This window comes from Sphingomonas sp. DG1-23, from assembly GCF_030730875.1.
Taxonomy (GTDB): Bacteria; Pseudomonadota; Alphaproteobacteria; order Sphingomonadales; family Sphingomonadaceae; genus Sphingomonas.
Genome location: NZ_JAVAMA010000002.1, coordinates 105422 through 121182 on the forward strand (window position 1 = coordinate 105422; position 15761 = coordinate 121182).

At 66.0% G+C, this 15761-nt stretch carries 20 protein-coding genes and 1 other RNA gene; 14 read left to right on the top strand and 7 right to left on the bottom strand.

From position 1 onward, the window contains the following. Positions 1-38: 38 nt before the first annotated feature. From Q9Q95_RS03475 to Q9Q95_RS03485, 3 genes are all read right to left on the bottom strand, one after another. Positions 39-530, bottom strand: coding sequence for a hypothetical protein (locus Q9Q95_RS03475; RefSeq protein WP_306093871.1), 492 nt, complete (start codon positions 528-530; stop codon positions 39-41). A 190-nt stretch (positions 531-720) separates the two neighbouring features. Next, positions 721-1800 (bottom strand): deoxyhypusine synthase, encoded by a 1080-nt coding sequence (locus Q9Q95_RS03480; RefSeq protein ID WP_306093873.1) that lies wholly within the window; start codon positions 1798-1800, stop codon positions 721-723. 176 nt (positions 1801-1976) lie between these two features. Next, positions 1977-3203: a type III PLP-dependent enzyme gene (locus Q9Q95_RS03485; RefSeq protein WP_306093875.1), complete on the bottom strand. Its 1227-nt coding sequence runs from the start codon at positions 3201-3203 to the stop codon at positions 1977-1979. A gap of 152 nt (positions 3204-3355) precedes the next feature. On the opposite strand from Q9Q95_RS03485, the gene Q9Q95_RS03490 reads away from it, so the two are divergent. From Q9Q95_RS03490 to Q9Q95_RS03500, 3 genes are read left to right on the top strand one after another with little or no spacing between them, the layout of a single operon-like run. After that, entirely contained in the window at positions 3356-4324 is a 969-nt protein-coding gene (locus tag Q9Q95_RS03490; protein WP_306093878.1) for a threonine/serine dehydratase, read from the top strand. Then, positions 4324-4503, top strand: a complete 180-nt coding sequence (locus Q9Q95_RS03495) for a hypothetical protein (RefSeq protein ID WP_306093880.1) — start codon at positions 4324-4326, stop codon at positions 4501-4503. Before Q9Q95_RS03490 ends, Q9Q95_RS03495 begins: the two co-directional genes overlap by 1 nt. Next, complete coding sequence (locus Q9Q95_RS03500) at positions 4500-4670, top strand: hypothetical protein (RefSeq protein ID WP_306093882.1); 171 nt, start codon at positions 4500-4502, stop codon at positions 4668-4670. Before Q9Q95_RS03495 ends, Q9Q95_RS03500 begins: the two co-directional genes overlap by 4 nt. Positions 4671-4755: 85 nt before the next feature. On the opposite strand, the gene Q9Q95_RS03505 is transcribed toward Q9Q95_RS03500, so the two are convergent. Then, positions 4756-5412 carry an alpha/beta hydrolase gene (locus tag Q9Q95_RS03505; RefSeq protein WP_306093884.1) on the bottom strand — a complete coding sequence of 219 codons (657 nt, stop codon included), beginning with the start codon at positions 5410-5412 and terminating at the stop codon, positions 4756-4758. A 91-nt stretch (positions 5413-5503) separates the two neighbouring features. On the opposite strand from Q9Q95_RS03505, the gene Q9Q95_RS03510 reads away from it, so the two are divergent. The 11 genes from Q9Q95_RS03510 to Q9Q95_RS03560 all read left to right on the top strand — a co-directional run bounded on the left by Q9Q95_RS03510 (position 5504) and on the right by Q9Q95_RS03560 (position 13015). Then, on the top strand, positions 5504-6568 hold the full coding sequence (locus Q9Q95_RS03510) for a cysteine desulfurase family protein (protein ID WP_306093886.1): 1065 nt from the start codon (positions 5504-5506) through the stop codon (positions 6566-6568). Then, positions 6565-7656: a cysteine desulfurase family protein gene (locus Q9Q95_RS03515; RefSeq protein WP_306093888.1), complete on the top strand. Its 1092-nt coding sequence runs from the start codon at positions 6565-6567 to the stop codon at positions 7654-7656. Before Q9Q95_RS03510 ends, Q9Q95_RS03515 begins: the two co-directional genes overlap by 4 nt. Beyond that, the gene (locus Q9Q95_RS03520) at positions 7653-7988 is read left to right on the top strand and encodes a 2Fe-2S iron-sulfur cluster-binding protein (RefSeq protein ID WP_306093890.1); all 336 of its coding nucleotides are present in this window, start codon (positions 7653-7655) and stop codon (positions 7986-7988) included. Before Q9Q95_RS03515 ends, Q9Q95_RS03520 begins: the two co-directional genes overlap by 4 nt. A gap of 52 nt (positions 7989-8040) precedes the next feature. Further along, positions 8041-8475, top strand: a complete 435-nt coding sequence (locus Q9Q95_RS03525; RefSeq protein WP_306093892.1) for a low affinity iron permease family protein — start codon at positions 8041-8043, stop codon at positions 8473-8475. 88 nt (positions 8476-8563) lie between these two features. Continuing rightward, entirely contained in the window at positions 8564-9472 is a 909-nt protein-coding gene (locus Q9Q95_RS03530) for an alpha/beta fold hydrolase (RefSeq protein WP_306093894.1), read from the top strand. Positions 9473-9560: 88 nt separating this feature from the next. Then, the gene (locus Q9Q95_RS03535) at positions 9561-9842 is read left to right on the top strand and encodes a hypothetical protein (protein ID WP_306093896.1); all 282 of its coding nucleotides are present in this window, start codon (positions 9561-9563) and stop codon (positions 9840-9842) included. Between the two features lie 81 nt (positions 9843-9923). Beyond that, positions 9924-10021, top strand: an RNA gene (ffs, locus tag Q9Q95_RS03540) — signal recognition particle sRNA small type. A gap of 50 nt (positions 10022-10071) precedes the next feature. Next, on the top strand, positions 10072-10707 hold the full coding sequence (locus Q9Q95_RS03545) for a hypothetical protein (protein ID WP_306093898.1): 636 nt from the start codon (positions 10072-10074) through the stop codon (positions 10705-10707). 8 nt (positions 10708-10715) lie between these two features. Beyond that, positions 10716-12329: a DNA polymerase III subunit gamma/tau gene (locus Q9Q95_RS03550; protein ID WP_306093900.1), complete on the top strand. Its 1614-nt coding sequence runs from the start codon at positions 10716-10718 to the stop codon at positions 12327-12329. Further along, the gene (locus Q9Q95_RS03555; RefSeq protein ID WP_306093903.1) at positions 12326-12649 is read left to right on the top strand and encodes a YbaB/EbfC family nucleoid-associated protein; all 324 of its coding nucleotides are present in this window, start codon (positions 12326-12328) and stop codon (positions 12647-12649) included. The genes Q9Q95_RS03550 and Q9Q95_RS03555 overlap by 4 nt, the downstream gene beginning before the upstream one ends. 75 nt (positions 12650-12724) lie before the next feature. Next, complete coding sequence (locus tag Q9Q95_RS03560; protein ID WP_306093905.1) at positions 12725-13015, top strand: hypothetical protein; 291 nt, start codon at positions 12725-12727, stop codon at positions 13013-13015. On the opposite strand, the gene mtgA is transcribed toward Q9Q95_RS03560, so the two are convergent. From mtgA to Q9Q95_RS03575, 3 genes are read right to left on the bottom strand one after another with little or no spacing between them, the layout of a single operon-like run. Beyond that, positions 13016-13795, bottom strand: coding sequence for a monofunctional biosynthetic peptidoglycan transglycosylase (gene mtgA / locus Q9Q95_RS03565; protein ID WP_306093907.1), 780 nt, complete (start codon positions 13793-13795; stop codon positions 13016-13018). Between the two features lie 47 nt (positions 13796-13842). Continuing rightward, the gene (gene rpoH, locus Q9Q95_RS03570) at positions 13843-14748 is read right to left on the bottom strand and encodes an RNA polymerase sigma factor RpoH (RefSeq protein WP_306093909.1); all 906 of its coding nucleotides are present in this window, start codon (positions 14746-14748) and stop codon (positions 13843-13845) included. Between the two features lie 51 nt (positions 14749-14799). Next, complete coding sequence (locus tag Q9Q95_RS03575; RefSeq protein ID WP_306093911.1) at positions 14800-15753, bottom strand: RluA family pseudouridine synthase; 954 nt, start codon at positions 15751-15753, stop codon at positions 14800-14802. Between the last annotated feature and the right edge of the window lie 8 nt (positions 15754-15761).

Below are 15761 nucleotides of genomic sequence, written 5' to 3' on the forward strand. Positions count from 1 at the left end.
AGGATCGCCGGGCCGCCGCGCGGCCCGGCGATCGGACGTCAGGCGGCGAGCAGTTCGCCGACCGTGTGCTCGGCAATCTCGCGCAAGGCGCCCGCGGTGAAGTCGGCGAGCCGGCCGAGGCCTTCGTGAAGCAACTGGGCGCTGCCGTCGCTGCCCTCGCTATATTGGATGGTGACGTCATTCTTCTGGTTGGTGGTGCCGGCGGTATAGGCGTTGATCACGAAAGTGATCGTGCTGCCGTCCGACACTTCGAATTCCTTGCCCGTCTCGCCGTCGATGCCGCACAACACGTAATTGGTGCCGTCGCCCTCGAACAGCACCCCGCCGATCCAATAGTCGACCGGCGAGAAGGACATGATTGGAGTGGTGCCGCGAATCGAGGCGCCGGCCGCCAGATTCTGGGCGGCGACGGTGGGCGGAATGGCGCTCATGTCGTCCGGCACGCCGCCATCGGGGGCATACCAGATCGCCACAGCATCCAGCGATCGGCCAGAATTGTTGGTGACGATGACGGTGCAGGATTCAGACATCTGTTCTCTCCTCAGGTTGCAGACGGCGCCGTAAAACGGCTGCGATCCGCGAGAAGAGAGAAACGCTTGATCCACGCATCGCGGCGCGCGCGATCTTGTCCGAAACGGGCAAGCCGAGCGTTGACGACGCCAAAAAGAAAGTCGGCCGGATCCGAAATCCGACCGACTTCTTGTGCTTTACTTGGGCTCGTCAGGCGAACAGCTTAGCCCAACCGCGCTTGGCGCGATCTTTCCAATGGCCGCGATGATATGCGTCGCTGGCGAGGAGCGGCATCACGCTGCCGGCCTCGGCGAACACCATCTGCTCGATACCGGTGTTGACCTTGCCCCACGATGCCGCCTCCTGCAGCGTCGAGGAGGAGCAGGCGCCGTCGCGCACGTCGGCGACGGTGATCTGGACCGCGTATTTGTGCACGGCGACATCCTCATGGCCGAGGATCTCGGCGCAGACGACGGTGTCCTGGATGAAGTTCTTGGGCACGCCGCCGCCGATCATCAGCAGGCCGGTGGTGCCCGCCGCGATCTTGATGTCGGTCAGCTCGCGGAAGTCCGCGACGGCGTCGATCATCAGATAGGGACGGCCTTCCTTGGCTGCGTCGACCTGATGCTTGACGAGGCCGAAGCCGGCCGAGCTGTCGACGAAGGCCGGGCAGAAGATCGGCACATCATGCTCATAGGCGAGCTTGACGAGGCTGTTCTCCTTCTTGCCGTGCTCGACGAGATACTTGCCCATCTCGCGGATGAACGCGCGCGAAGAATAGGCCTTGGGCTCGAGGCTCTCGGCGATCTCGAAGATCGTGTGGTCGACGTTCTGGAGATCTTCCTCGTCGATATAGGTGTCGTAGATGCGGTCGATATAGAGCGAGCGCAGCGTGTCGTCGTCGGGGATCTCGAGCGCCTGATAATGCTTGTGGCCGAGGCCCTCGAAGAAATCCATGTCGACGATCGTCGCGCCGGTCGCGACGATGCCGTCGACCATGTTGTTGCGCACCAGCTCGGCATAGAGGTCCATGCAGCCGCCGGCCGAGGTCGAGCCCGCGATGACGAGGAAGATCGTGCAATCCTTGTCGGCCAGCATCTGGTTGTAGATGTTGGTCGCGCGGCCGAGGTCGCGGCTGGTGAAGCTCATATCGGCCATCGCGTCGACGATCGGACGCGCGTCGAACCTGGTGATGTCGATATGCTTGACCTGCTTCGACAGCAATTCCGCCTTGCGAGTGTCGTTGATCGGCGGGTTCGCCGCTGCGGTCTTGGTGAGGGTATCGGTCATGGGAGCTCCCATTTGCAGTGCCGCCGTCGTTCAGGGGACGCGGAAACCCGTTACGTTCCCCTCCCGCTTGCGGGAGGGGGCAGGGGAGAGGCTGAGCCAACCCTTTCGAAAGCCAATGCCCTCCCCCGGCCCCTCCCGCAAGCGGGAGGAGAGCGAAGGCGGCTAGCGTTCAGCCGTTACAGCTTGACGACGTTCGAGGGACGCGCGCGTTCCTCGTCCTGCTCGAGATAGAGCGAGGTCATCGGCTCGTCGCCGACGATCACCGTCTGGTCCGATCCGAAGCCGTTGAACGCAGTGCGCATGGCCGAACCATAAGCGCCGAGCATGCCGATCTCGATATAGTCGCCCGCGCGGATGTCCGCCGGCAACGGGAACGGGCCCGCCATGTGATCCATATCGTCGCAGGTCGGGCCGTAGAAGCTGAACTCGACGTCGCGGGCGTTCGAATCCGGCTCGCGGAGGAGACGGACGGGGAAACGCCAGCCGATATGCGCCGCATCGAACAGCGCGCCGTACGCGCCGTCGTTGATGTAGAGCTCGTCGCCGCGGCGCTTTTCGACGCGGACGATGATCGAGCTGTACTCGGCGCACAGCGCACGGCCCGGCTCGGCCCAGAGCTCGGCCGAATAGGAGATCGGCAGGCTCTCGAACGCGCGGTGGATCGTCGCGAAATAATGCTCGAGCGGCGGAGGCTCCATGCCCGGATAGGACGAGGGGAACCCGCCGCCGACATCGATCACGTCGACGGTGACGGCAGCCTCGACGATCGCGGCGCGGACGCGCTCCATCGCATTGGCATAGGCATCGGGCGACATCGCCTGGCTGCCGACATGGAAGCAGATGCCCAGGGCATCGGCGACCTGGCGGGTGGCCATCAGCAGGTCCTTGGTCTCGCCCGGCAGCGCGCCGAACTTCGAGGCAAGGCTGAGCTTCGACAGATCCGACGAGACGCGCAGCCGGACGCACAGCGTGAGGTCCTCGGCGCCGCGGGTCGCGGCGACGATCTTGTCGAGCTCTTCGAGCGAATCGAGGCTGAACACGCGGACGCCGTGCGTGAAATACGCCTCTTCGATCGCTTCCTCGGCCTTGACCGGGTGCATGAAGCACAAAGTCGCCTCAGGGAGCGTGCGCGCAACGAGCCGAACCTCGGCGATCGAGGCGACGTCGTAATGCGTGATGCCGCTATCCCACAGGATCTGCAGCAGCTCGGGAGACGGATTCGCCTTCACGGCATACATCGAGCGACCCGGGAACTTCTCGGCGAAGAAGCGGGCGGCACGCGATGCGGCATGCGGACGAGTCAGCGTGACCGGCTGTACCGGTCGCTGGCTGGCGATGTCGATGCCGCGAACGGCGTTCGAATGGGGAGACGCTAACCCCAGCGCGCTATGATGCTTGTGCAACTCAAGGGACCTCCAAATGCCTTGCGGCAAACATTGACGAAAAGCTGCCTTGCGGTTGGAAGTCCCATGGGGCAGCGGAAGGCGGCATTTAGGGACGAGGTCCCCCCATGTAAAGCGATTCGATATCCGGAAATGTACGGCGGGGGTGAAGTGTGACGATTGTGCGACAGCCGACCAGGGCAGGGGTGCGCGACGCGGCGGCAAAGGTCGCGGCGATCTTGCCGCAAACCCCTTTGCTGAGAGCGGAAATTCGGGGAGTACCGGTGTGCTTCAAGGCCGAATCGCTGCAGCCGATCGGGGCGTTCAAGATCCGCGGCGCGTGGCATCGGCTGACCGCGCTGGACGCGGCGGCGCGCGAGCGCGGAGTCGTCGCTTTCTCGTCGGGGAATCACGCGCAGGGAATCGCATGGGCGGCGAAGAAGCTCGGCATACCGGCGGTGATCGTGATGCCGGCCGACGCGCCGAGGGTGAAGCTCGACGCCACCTTGGCGATGGGCGCCGAGGTGGTGAAATATGACCGCGCGACCGAGAGCCGCGAGAAGATCGCCGCGCATCTCGCGCATGCGCGCGGCGCGGCTTTGGTGCCGAGCTTCGACGATCCGTGGATCATCGAGGGGCAGGGCAGCGCGGGAATCGAGGCGATGACCCAGATGGTCGAGGCGAAGCTGCCCGATCCTTCGCGTATTTTGGTGCCTTGCGGCGGCGGCGGGCTCGCGGCGGGGCTCGCGCTGGCGCTGCCCGATGCCGGGATCACCGTGGTCGAGCCCGAGGGCTGGGACGATATGCGGCGCAGCCTCGAGGCGGGGTGGATCGAGCCGGTGGGCGACAATCCGCCGCCGACGGCATGCGATGCGCTGCAGACGAAGGAAGTGTCGCCTTTGACCTTCGACGTGCTCAGCCGGCGCGACGCGAAGGGAATCGCCGTCAGCGAGCGCGAGATCCGCGAGGCGCAGCGCTGGGCGGCGGCGAAGCTGCGGCTCGTGCTCGAACCGGGCGGCACTGCGGGGCTGGCGGCGGTGCTGGCGGGCAAGGTCGACGTGGAACCGGGATTGCTCGTGATCCTTTCCGGCGGCAATGCCGATCCGGACGCCTATGCGGCGGTGCTGGGATCGAAGGACTGATGAAGGACACACGGTTCGGCGCGGTGATCGCCAATGTGATGAGCGTCGGTGCGCGCGGGCTCGGGCTGTTCCTGTGGTATTTCCTGCGGCTGATCTATCGCGGCGAGCCCAAGGTGGTCGCGGGGTTCGCCGGGGCCGGGCTGGCGATCGCGCTGCTCATCTGGCTGATCGTGCGATGATGGATCCGGCGCTCAATCCGTTGCTGCTGAGCATCGCCGTGGTGGCGATGTTCGCATTGGTCTGGGGCGGGGTGCGCACGTGGCGCGGCGGCGAGCGGCAGAAAGGCGTGCTGATGGTGCTCTGCGCGCTGGTGTTGCTGGGGAATCTGCTGATCTGGTCGATCTGACCGTCATCCCGGCGAACGCCGGGACCTCATGCCGCGCGCTATTCGCCTGCCGCCTGAGGTCCCGGCATTCGCCGGGATGACCTGCTCACCGGATCGGCGAATTGGGGTCGAGCCGCATGTCGAGATAGCGGTCCACCGAACCCATCAATTGCTCCATCTCGTCCTGGAAGAAATGGTTGGCGCCGGGAATCGTGTCGTGGTGGATGGTGATGTGCTTCTGGGTGCGGAGCTTGTCGACCAATTTCTGGGTCGCGGCGGGAGTCGCGACTTCGTCGGCCTCGCCCTGGACGATGATGCCCGAGGACGGGCAGGGCGCGAGGAAGCTGAAATCGTACATGTTCGCCGGCGGCGCGACCGAGATGAAGCCGCGGATCTCGGGGCGGCGCATCAGCAGCTGCATGCCGATCCACGCGCCGAAGCTCACGCCGGCGATCCACGTGGTCGAGGCTTCGGGGTGGAAGCTCTGCACCCAGTCGAGCGCCGAGGCGGCGTCCGAGAGCTCGCCGATGCCGTTGTCGAACGTGCCCTGGCTCTTGCCGACCCCGCGGAAATTGAAGCGCAGGGTGGCGAAGCCGCGGCGCTGGAAGGTCTTGTAGAGCTCCTGGACGATGCGGTTGTTCATCGTGCCGCCCGCATTGGGGTGCGGATGGAGGATCATCGCCACCGGCGCGCGCGGCTTGGGAGCGGGGGCGAAACGCCCTTCGAGGCGGCCTTCGGGACCGGGAAAGATGACTTCGGGCAATGGAGCCTGCCTTGAAAATGGGGGGCGCTGTGGAGCGCGGGAAGTTGCGCGCTATATAGGCAGCGCCGCCCTTCACGCAATTGGAACCCACTTGGCCGACCGTATCTATCTGGATCACGCCGCGACGACACCGATGATCGAGGCCGCCAAGGCGGCGGTGATCGAGGGGATGGCGCGCTGGGCGAACCCCTCTTCGCCGCATGCCGAGGGCCGCGCGGCGCGGGCGGCGCTGGAGAATGCGCGCGCACGGATCGCCGCGGCCTATGGCTGGGCGCATGAGACGATCCTGACCAGCGGCGCGAGCGAATCGCTGTGGATCGGGTTGCGGCGCTCGATGGCGGAGCGCGTGCTGATCACTGCGGTCGAGCATGATTCGGTGCTGCGGCACGCCGAAGGCGCGCAAGTGCTGCCGGTGCGGGCCGACGGGACGCTCGATCTGGATGCGCTTCGCGCCGCGATGGGGCCGCGCGTGCTGCTCTGCGTGCAGCGGACCAACAGCGAGACCGGGATCATCCAGCCGATCGAGGCGATCGCCGAAATCGTGCGCGCGGCGGGTGGAATATTGATGGTCGATGCGGCGCAGATGCCGGCGCGGGCCTCGGCGGCCGCGCTGCGCCACGCCGATCTGCTCGTCGTCTCGGCGCACAAAAGGGGCGGGCCGCCGGGAATCGGCGCGCTGTTCGTCCGCGACTTCGCCACGCTGATGCCGATGGGCGGGCAGGAAAAGGGCTACCGCGCCGGCACCGAGAATTTGCCGGGGGCATTGGGGTTTGCCGCGGCAGTCGAGACGCCCGAGGATTTGGCCCGGGCCGCAGCCTTGCGGGCTCGGCTGGAAGCGGCACTAGAGGGCGCGGAGATCGTCGGCGCGCAGAGCGCGCGGTCTCCGCTGATCGGTGCGTACCGAATGCCGGGCGTGTCGGCAGCCGCCCAGTTGATCCGCTTCGACATGGCCGGGATATCGGTCTCTGCCGGGAGCGCCTGCGCGTCGGGAAGCTTGCGGCCGAGCCATGTGCTGACCGCGATGGGCTGGGCCGAGCCGGCCCTGCGCGAAGTGGTGCGGGTGAGCTTCGGGCGCGCGACCAGCGAGGCGGAGATGGATGCCTTCGCTGCGGTCTGGCGCGAGATCGCCGACGAAGCCCGGGCGCGCGCGGCATGACCTATCTCGATTATCAGGCGACCACGCCGCTCGCGCCCGAGGCGCTGGCCACGATGCTACCCTGGCTGGAGAGCCAGCACGCCAATCCGCATTCGGTGCATGCTGCAGGACGCAAGGCGAAGGCGGCGGTCGAAGTCGCGCGCGACGATGTCGCGGGGCTGATGCCCGAGGGCGGAAAGCTGAGCTTCACCAGCGGCGCGACCGAGGCGCTCAACTGGGCGATCAAGGGGACGAGCGGCGGGATCGTCACCCTCGCGACCGAGCATGCCGCGGTGCTCGACACCGTCGCCGCAGAGGCGCGCAAGGGACGCGACGTGACGGTGCTGCCGGCGGGCGATGACGGGCTGGTCGATTTCGCGGCGGCACGTGCGGCGATCGGGCCGGGGACCGGGCTGGTCGCCGTGATGTTGGTCAACAACGAGATCGGGGTGATCCAGCCGGTCGCGCAGCTGGCCGCGCTGGCAAAGGCCGCGGGCGCGCTGCTCCTGTGCGACGCGGTGCAGGGTTTCGGCCGGGTGCTGATCCCGGACGAATGCGATCTGGTCGCGGTCTCTGCCCACAAGATCCATGGGCCCAAGGGCGTCGGCGCCCTGTGGATACGCGACGGGGTGACGCTCGAGCCCTTGCTCCACGGCGGCGGCCAGGAGCCGGGCGGACGATCGGGAACTCTGTCGCCGGCCTTGTGCGCGGGGTTCGGCGCGGCTGCGCGGCTGGCGAAACAGCGTTTCGGCGCGGACCATGCCCATGCCGAACAATTGTTCCGCGCAGGCCTGGCCCATATCGGCGCAGACTGGACGCTCAACGGTTCGCGCGACGAGCGTTATCACGGCAATCTCAACTTGCGCCGCGAGGGGCTCGACGTCGCCCGACTGATGTCGGACCTGCGCGACCTCGCTTTTTCGGCGGGATCGGCCTGCGCGAGCGGATCGGGTCGGCCGAGCCATGTGCTGCAGGCGATCGGACTGAGTGATGCCGAGGCGCGATCGAGCATCCGCCTCGGCTTCGGCCGCTATACCAGCGAGGAGGAACTGATCGCGGCGCTCGACCGGATCACCGCCGCGGCGCGCGCGCAAAAGGTGGCGGCATGATCCGCGTCCGCTTCGTCAGTGCCGACCAGAGCGAGACCTGCGAAGTCGAGGCGGACGAGGGCGCGGTGCTGCTCGAGGTGGCGCAGAATGCCGGCCAGCCGCTGGAAGGCACCTGCGAGGGGCAGATGTCGTGCTCGACCTGCCACGTCATCGTCGCTGCGGAGGATTTCGCCCGGCTGCCGCGCGCGAGCGAGGAGGAAGAGGACATGCTCGATCTCGCGATCGGCGCGACGCGGACCAGCCGGCTCGCCTGTCAGATCGTTCTCGTCGCGGACCTCGACGGACTGACCGTCCGGATGCCGCCCGAGCATCGCGACATGCAGGGACGTTGACTCGCCAGATCGAGATTTCGGAACGGGCGCTGCGCTGCGTCGTTTCCCTTCCGTGCCGAAGCATACGATTCGCCAGACTCTCTATGTGATCGGCTGCCGTTTCTCGGATGCCGGGGCGAACGTCGCCGGTCATCCGATGGCGCAGATCGCGCTGGTGGTCTTTTGCTTCGCCTGGTTCCTGTTGCCGCTGGGGCAGGATGCCACGGCGGTACTGACGCTGGTGCTGTCGGTGCTGGCGATCACGCTGACCCAGATGGTACTCAATCAGCAGAAGAGGCACGAGGTCGCGCTGCACCTCAAGATTGACGAACTCATCCACGCCATGAAGGGCGCGCGCGATGAAGTCATGGGAGTCGAGAGCAAGAGCGAGGCCGAGCTCGAGGCGCTGCGAATCACCGGCGACATCGCCGAGGAGGAGCTGGCGCAGCGGCGCGGCAAGAGCGTGGTGACGACCGAGGCCAACGGCGCCAGCCGGCGCGAGCCGTGACGGCCAGCGCGGTCACGCCCCCATACGGCCCGATCGAGACCAATCGAGATCGGTACTGCAGTTACAGAATACCCGTTAGTGAGGCGCGATGAAAGTCGCCCGGACAGACGCGCTTCTGATCTCCTACGTCGAACTCGGCGCGCCGGATGGCTGGCCAGTCATATTGTCACATGGCTTTCCTTATGACGTTCACGCGTATGACGATGTCGCGCCGGCTCTCGCCGCTGCGGGGGCGAGAGTAATCATTCCCTATTTACGGGGCTTCGGACCTACCCGCTTCCGAAGCGCCGACACCATGCGTTCCGGCCAGCAAGCGGCGCTCGGCTCGGATCTGATCGGTCTGCTGGACGGCTTGGGTATCGATCGCGCCGTTCTCGCCGGATACGATTGGGGCGGCCTCGCATCCTGCGTCGCGACGGCGCTATGGCCCGCGCGCGTCCAAGGGCTCGTATCGCTTGCCGGCTATGATGTGATCGATGTCGAGCGCATGGCGCATCCCTTCACGCCGAGCCTCGAAGCCGTGATGTGGTATCAACATCTGTTCCAGACCGAGCGAGGGAGGGGGTGCCTCGCCTCGAACCGGCGTGAGTTGTGCAGACTCCTGTGGCGGCAATGGTCTCCCAACTGGCGCTTCGACGATGCCACGTTCGAGAGAACCGCGTCGTCCTTCGACAATCCCGATTTCGTCGACGTCGTGATACATTCCTATCGGTTCGATTTCGGGTTGGCTGCCGGCGACCCCGCCTTTGACGCACTGGAGCGTAGATTGCGGACCAGACCGCAAATCGTGGTTCCGGCGGTGACGCTGGATGGCGCGGACGATCCGCTGAAGCCGGGAGGGACGGCGAATCATGCCGCGATGTTCGCGGGCTTCCACGACCATCGCACGATCGATTCGGGCCACAATCTCCCGCAGGAGAACCCAAATGCCTTCGTCGACGCCATTCGCACAGTGCATCAAATCGCGTCGCATGGCGATTTCGCCGCCCGAGGCTGAACGGCCGCGTGGTGTCGTTGCGGAACCTATGCCCCGTTTCGGAATTGCAACGGATGCAGGGTTGATCCTCGATCGGGAGAACAAGAGCATGAAGATACTCACGCTTGTCGCAGCGGCCGCCGCGGCGGTGCTGGCGGTGCCCGCTGCGTCCGCCAGCGCGGCCACGACGCCCGCCACCATCACGGCTGCGGCCTTTGCCGCGAGCGCCGCTACCGCGCTTCCGCAGGATGGACGCCGCTGGGAGCGTCGCGAGCGCCGCATCGAGCGCCGCCGCCATCATCGGCGTGCATATTATCGCAGCGTCTGCACGCGCAAATGGCGCAACGGGCATCGCACCCGCGTGTGCCGCAGGGTTCGCTACTATCGCTGAGGCATCCACTCTTCGGGGGCGGGAGCGCGTAAATCGGGCGCTCCCGCCCTTGCCTCGCGGCGGTAGTTCGCCCATATGCGCCGCGGGAGTCGGGCGGACGATGCCGTCGCCAACCCGGTCAGATCCGGAAGGAAGCAGCCGCAACGATTTCGTATCGGGTCGTTCCGGCTCCCACCTAAGCCTTTGCCAAATGCCCTGAAGCTGGCACATCGTCCCCGGGGGGACGGGCATGAGCGAATTCGAATTCTTCTTCACCTTGTTCGGGTTGCTGCTCGGCCTGACCCTGGCCGAGATCGCACTCAAATTCACCGACGCGATCGCCGCGCGCGATTCCGTGAAGCTGGGCGTGCTGACGCCGATGCTGGCGATATTCGTGCTGCTCGATCTCGCCAGTTACTGGATGTGGACGTGGTCGGTGCGCGAGTTGATCCACATCGACTGGCCGACCATGTTCGCCGCGCTGGTCGTCGCGCTGGCCTATTTCTTCGCCGCGGCCAGCGTGTTCCCGCGCCGGGAGGGCGTCTGGCCGGCGCTCGACGATTATTATTTCAAGCAGAAGCGCCTCGTCGTGACAGGTGTCGTCCTCGCCAATCTTCCGGGACTGCTGTTGCAGCTGTCTATCCTGCTTCCTGGATGGAACGACCTGTGGTTCTTCGTCTGGCAGGGCATGTATTGGACCCCGCTGTTGCTGTTGCTGTTCATCCGGTCGCGCCGCGCCAACATTCTCCTGCTCGCTTTCCTGCTGCTGCAATATCTGCTCGTCGCGACCAATGCCTTGCCCAATTCGCAATGGGGCAATTCGGTCGGCCTGAACGGCGAAGCCGCACGCGCGGCTTCGACAAAGGCCGTCGGCGCGCCTAGATAGTTCCCGATATGTCCGATTCCCTCCTTGGCCTCGACGAACCGCCTCAGCCCAGGCAGGAGGCGTATCGCGTCCTTGCGCGCAAATACCGGCCGCAGACCTTTTCCGAGCTGATCGGGCAGGATGCGATGGTCACCACCTTGGGCAATGCGATCAAGCGCGATCGGCTGGCGCATGCCTTCCTGCTCACCGGGGTTCGCGGAGTCGGCAAGACCTCGACCGCGCGGCTGATCGCCAAGGCGCTCAACTGCGTCGGGCCGGACGGGCAGGGTGGACCGACGATCGATCCGTGCGGTGTCTGCGAGCCGTGCCGGGCGATCGCCGAGGGGCGCCATATCGACGTGATCGAGATGGACGCCGCCAGCCATACCGGCATCGACGATATCCGCGAGATCATCGAGGCGTCGCGCTATTCGGCGGTGTCGGCGCGCTACAAGATCTACATCATCGACGAAGTCCACATGCTCTCCAAGGCCGCGTTCAACGGCCTGCTCAAGACGCTCGAAGAGCCGCCGGCGCATGTGAAGTTCCTGTTCGCCACCACCGAGGTGAACAAGGTTCCGGTGACGGTGCTGTCGCGGTGCCAGCGCTTCGATCTGCGGCGGATTCCGGCGGAGATGCTCGCGGGGCATTTCGCGCGCGTGTCGGAGGCGGAGGGCGTCGAGGCCGAGCCCGAGGCGCTGTCGCTGATCGCGCGCGCGGCCGAGGGTTCGGCGCGCGACGGGCTTTCGATTCTCGATCAGGCGATCGCGCACGCCGGACTCGAAGGCGGCGGGGTGCGTGCCGAAGCGGTGCGCCAGATGCTCGGATTGTCGGACCGGGGCGCGATCCGCGCGCTGTTCGGGCTGCTGCTCGCCGGCGACGCGCCGGGCGCGCTGGCGGCGTTGCGCGGGCAATATGATCTCGGCGTCGATCCGCAGGCGGTGCTGCGCACCCTGCTGGAGACCGTTCACGGAGTGACCCTGGCCAAATTGGGCAGCGATGCTACCGCCGGCCAATCGGCCGAGGAGGCGAAAGCGCTCGAGGATTGGGCGGCGGGGCTGTCCTTTCCGGCGCTGCACCGGCTGTGGCAATTGCTGCTGCGCGGGCATGACGAAGTCGCCAAGGCGGCGCTGCCGATCGAGGCGTGCGAAATGGCGCTGCTGCGGGTGATCCACGCCTCGCAGCTTCCCGATCCGGGCGAGCTGGCGCGGCAAATCGCCAATGGCAGCGTGAGCGTTTCCGCGCCGCCGGGCGCGCCTGCGGCGTCGGCGATGCCGGCCAATATGGGCGAGCTGGTGACGCATCTCGAGACCAGCAAGCGCTTCCAGCTGGCGCAGCAGGTGCGCGATTACCTGCGGCCGGTGCGGTTCGATGGCTCCGAATTCGAGTTCGGCGCGGCGCGCGAGCTGCCGCAGGACTTTATCCGCGAGTTGGGCGCGGCGTTGCGCGAATCGACCGGGGTCAATTGGCGTCTGACATGCGTTGAGACCGCAGCCGCGCCGACGCTGCGCGAGGCAGCAGCGGCAAACGAGGCCGCCGAACGCGCGGCGGTGCTCGCCTCGCCGGTGGTCGCCGCAGCGATCGAAGCTTTCCCCGAAGCCGAGCTGATCGGCTGGACCAAAATACGGAGTAATCAGGCATGAAGAGCCTCGAAGACATCATGGCCATGGCGCAGAACGTCCAGGCCGAGCTCACCAAGGCGCAGGCCAGCCTCGACGCGATCGAGGTCGAGGGCGCGTCGGGCGGCGGACTGGTCAAGGTCAGGGCGAGCGCGAAGGGCCGGATCATCGGCGTCGACATCGACGAATCTTTGCTCGCGCCTTCCGAGAAGGGCATGCTCGAGGATCTCGTCGCGGCGGCGTTCAACGATGCGCGGGCCAAGGCCGACACCGTGTCGCAGGCCGAAATGTCCAAGATGAGCAGCGGGTTGCCGCTGCCGCCGGGCTTCAAGCTGCCCTTCTGATCCGGATCAGGGTTAACGCGGAACCATCCTCGCCGCTCCTCGGTTGCTGCCGCACACAATCGAGGAGTGGAATCCATGGTCGATCGAATCGTTGAGCGTACCGACGGCGTGACCGCCGAGCGCGTCACCGAGACCGATAGCGGGTCGAACACGGTCGTCGTCGAGCGGCGCGGCGGGGGCGGCGCAGGGCTGTTGATCGGGCTGGCGGTGCTGATCCTCGTCGTGGTCGGCGCGCTGTATCTGATCAATCAGAACAGTCGCGAGAATATCAAGACCGACGCAGTGACCGATGCCGCCAAGAGCGTCGGCGATGCTGCGAAGGACGTTGGCGGTGCCGCGAAGGATGCCGCGAAGAAGGTAGAATAATCAGCGCAGGCAGGCGTCGAGCCCGCCGCCGCGCACGACGGTGATCCGCCGATTGATCGAATTGCCATAGCGCCGCGTGAAGCCCCTCGGGTCGATCGCGGCGCGTTTCTTTGGCAGCGGCAGCACCGCGGCGATCAAGGCGGCTTCGCGCTGGGACAGGCGCGAGGCGTCGTGCTTGAAATAGCGCATCGCGCCGGCATTGACCCCGTAGGTGCCGATCCCGGTCTCGGCGACGTTGAGATAGACCTCCATGATCCGGCGCTTGCCCCAGATATTCTCGATGAGCAGCGTGAAATAGGCCTCGAGGCCTTTGCGGAAATAGCCGCCGCCTTGCCACAGGAAAACGTTCTTGGCGGTCTGCTGGCTGATCGTCGATCCGCCGCGGATACGCTTCTTGCCGGTGGCGTTGCGCGCCGCGGCGGCGGCGATCGCCTTGTAGTCGAAGCCATTATGCGCGCAGAAGCGCCCGTCCTCCGCGGCGATCGCGGCGCGCGCCATGCTCGGGTCGATCCGGTCGAGACTCATCCAGCTTTTGGTGACGCCGTGGCCGCCGACCACGTCGCCGATCATCGTGAAGGTGATCGGCGGGTTGATGAAGCGCAGCGCCGCGACCCAGAGGACCGAACCGAGGAAGAAGATCAGGATCGCCTTGACGATCCAGCCGAGCAGCCGGCGCTTGAACGATTTGCGTCGACGCGGCGGCACAGGCTCCGGCGCGTCGATGCGCGTCGTCACCTGCGGCGCGGGTTCCCGGATCGGATCGTAACGTTCATCGCCCATAGGGGCACGATTGGCGGCGCCGGTCGCGCAACGCAACCGCTTCGTCGTCAATAGGCCGCGAGCAGCCGCTTCTCGCCGGCGAGCCGCATCATCGCCTTTTGCAGCTTCTCGAAGGCGCGGACCTCGATCTGGCGGACGCGTTCACGGCTGACGCCATAGACCTGCGAGAGCTCCTCGAGCGTCTTGGGATCGTCGGTCAGACGACGCTCGGTGAGGATGTGCTTCTCGCGTTCGTTGAGATCGTCCATCGCATCGACGAGCATCTCGTGGCGGACGTCCGCCTCCTGCGCCTCGGCGACCGCCTCGTCCTGAAGCTGGCTGTCGTCCTGCAGCCAATCCTGCCACTGGCCCTCGCCGTCCTCGCGCATCGGCACGTTGAGCGAGGTATCTCCGCCCATCGCCATGCGGCGGTTCATCGACGTGACCTCTTCCTCGGTCACGCCGAGATCGGTGGCGATCTTGGCGAGATGCTCGGGCGAGAGGTCGCCATCCTCGAACGCGTCGAGCTTGGCCTTCATCCGGCGCAGGTTGAAGAACAATTTCTTCTGCGCCGCGGTGGTGCCCATCTTCACGAGGCTCCACGAGCGCAGGATGAATTCCTGGATCGACGCGCGGATCCACCACATCGCATAGGTCGCCAGGCGGAAGCCGCGATCGGCCTCGAACTTCTTCACGCCCTGCATCAGGCCGATATTGCCTTCCGAGATCAGCTCGGAGACGGGCAGGCCGTAGCCGCGATAGCCCATGGCGATCTTGGCCACGAGTCGCAGGTGCGACGTGACCAGCTGCGCCGCCGCATCGGCGTCGCCATGCTCCTCGAAGCGCTTGGCGAGCATATATTCCTGCTCGGGCGCGAGGATCGGAAACTTCTTGATCTCGGACAGATAGCGGTTGAGGCTCGCCTCTCCGCCGAGCGCAGGAATCGTCGCGGGGACGTTGCTGCCATTTGCCATGATCAATCTCCCTTCACTGGGCGCAATACCGCATGGGTTGCGCCACGAAAATCATACGATGAGCTTATTGAACAGTTCCTGCATATCCGCAGGCATTTCGCTATCGAATGCCAAAGCGTGGCTTTTCACGGGGTGAATGAACCCCAGATGAGCCGCATGCAAGGCCTGTCGCCGGAAATCCAGCGTTGCCAAAAGTGCACGATGCGTCGCCCGCGTGCTACCATAGACCGGGTCTCCGAGCAACGGATGACCGATCGAAGCCATATGGACGCGGACCTGATGCGTGCGTCCGGTTTCGAGCCGGCATTCGACCAGCGACGCCTCCCGAAGTCGTCGAATTTGTCGCCAATGCGTGATCGCGTGCTTGCCCTGACCTTCGCGGACGATCGCCATCTTCTTGCGATTGGTCGACGAACGTCCGAGCCGTGCGTCGATGGTACCTTCGCCTGCCTTGACCGTGCCGGCGACGATCGCCTTGTAGCGCCGATCGATGCTGTGCGCCTTGAACTGGCGCGCCAGCCCCTCATGCGCACGATCGGTCTTGGCGGCGACCATCAGCCCCGAAGTATCCTTGTCGATCCGGTGGACGATCCCCGGCCGGGCGACGCCACCAATCCCCGAGAGCTGCCCCGCGCAATGGTGGAGCAAGGCGTTGACGAGCGTGCCGTCGAGATTGCCTGCGGCGGGATGAACGACGAGCCCGGCGGGCTTGTCGATCACGATCAGATACTCGTCCTCGAACACGACCTCGAGCGCGATGTCCTGCGCTTCGTTGTGCGCGGGCGTGGGATCGGGGACCGCGATGCTGAACAATGCGCCGCCCGGCGCCTTCTTCGCCGGATCGCGGGCCAGGCCGTCGGGTCCGGTCACCGCACCGCTCGCGATCAGCGCCTTGAGCCGCTCGCGCGAAAGCGTGGGAATCGCATCGGCAAGCGCACGGTCGAGCCGCCAGCCATCCGCGGCATCGGCAATCCGCGCTTCGAGTGTAGTAACCCCCCGTTCCATTCTGTACG

Coding starts and splice junctions, on each gene's coding strand:
- Q9Q95_RS03520 (WP_306093890.1), top strand. CDS start 7,653: ATGATCCGCGTCCGCTTCGTCAGTGCCGACCAGAGCGAGACCTGCGAA.
- Q9Q95_RS03560 (WP_306093905.1), top strand. CDS start 12,725: ATGGTCGATCGAATCGTTGAGCGTACCGACGGCGTGACCGCCGAGCGC.
- Q9Q95_RS03475 (WP_306093871.1), bottom strand. CDS start 530: ATGTCTGAATCCTGCACCGTCATCGTCACCAACAATTCTGGCCGATCG.
- Q9Q95_RS03550 (WP_306093900.1), top strand. CDS start 10,716: ATGTCCGATTCCCTCCTTGGCCTCGACGAACCGCCTCAGCCCAGGCAG.
- mtgA (WP_306093907.1), bottom strand. CDS start 13,795: ATGGGCGATGAACGTTACGATCCGATCCGGGAACCCGCGCCGCAGGTG.
- Q9Q95_RS03480 (WP_306093873.1), bottom strand. CDS start 1,800: ATGACCGATACCCTCACCAAGACCGCAGCGGCGAACCCGCCGATCAAC.
- Q9Q95_RS03555 (WP_306093903.1), top strand. CDS start 12,326: ATGAAGAGCCTCGAAGACATCATGGCCATGGCGCAGAACGTCCAGGCC.
- rpoH (WP_306093909.1), bottom strand. CDS start 14,748: ATGGCAAATGGCAGCAACGTCCCCGCGACGATTCCTGCGCTCGGCGGA.
- Q9Q95_RS03500 (WP_306093882.1), top strand. CDS start 4,500: ATGATGGATCCGGCGCTCAATCCGTTGCTGCTGAGCATCGCCGTGGTG.
- Q9Q95_RS03535 (WP_306093896.1), top strand. CDS start 9,561: ATGAAGATACTCACGCTTGTCGCAGCGGCCGCCGCGGCGGTGCTGGCG.
- Q9Q95_RS03530 (WP_306093894.1), top strand. CDS start 8,564: ATGAAAGTCGCCCGGACAGACGCGCTTCTGATCTCCTACGTCGAACTC.
- Q9Q95_RS03575 (WP_306093911.1), bottom strand. CDS start 15,753: ATGGAACGGGGGGTTACTACACTCGAAGCGCGGATTGCCGATGCCGCG.
- Q9Q95_RS03515 (WP_306093888.1), top strand. CDS start 6,565: ATGACCTATCTCGATTATCAGGCGACCACGCCGCTCGCGCCCGAGGCG.
- Q9Q95_RS03495 (WP_306093880.1), top strand. CDS start 4,324: ATGAAGGACACACGGTTCGGCGCGGTGATCGCCAATGTGATGAGCGTC.
- Q9Q95_RS03545 (WP_306093898.1), top strand. CDS start 10,072: ATGAGCGAATTCGAATTCTTCTTCACCTTGTTCGGGTTGCTGCTCGGC.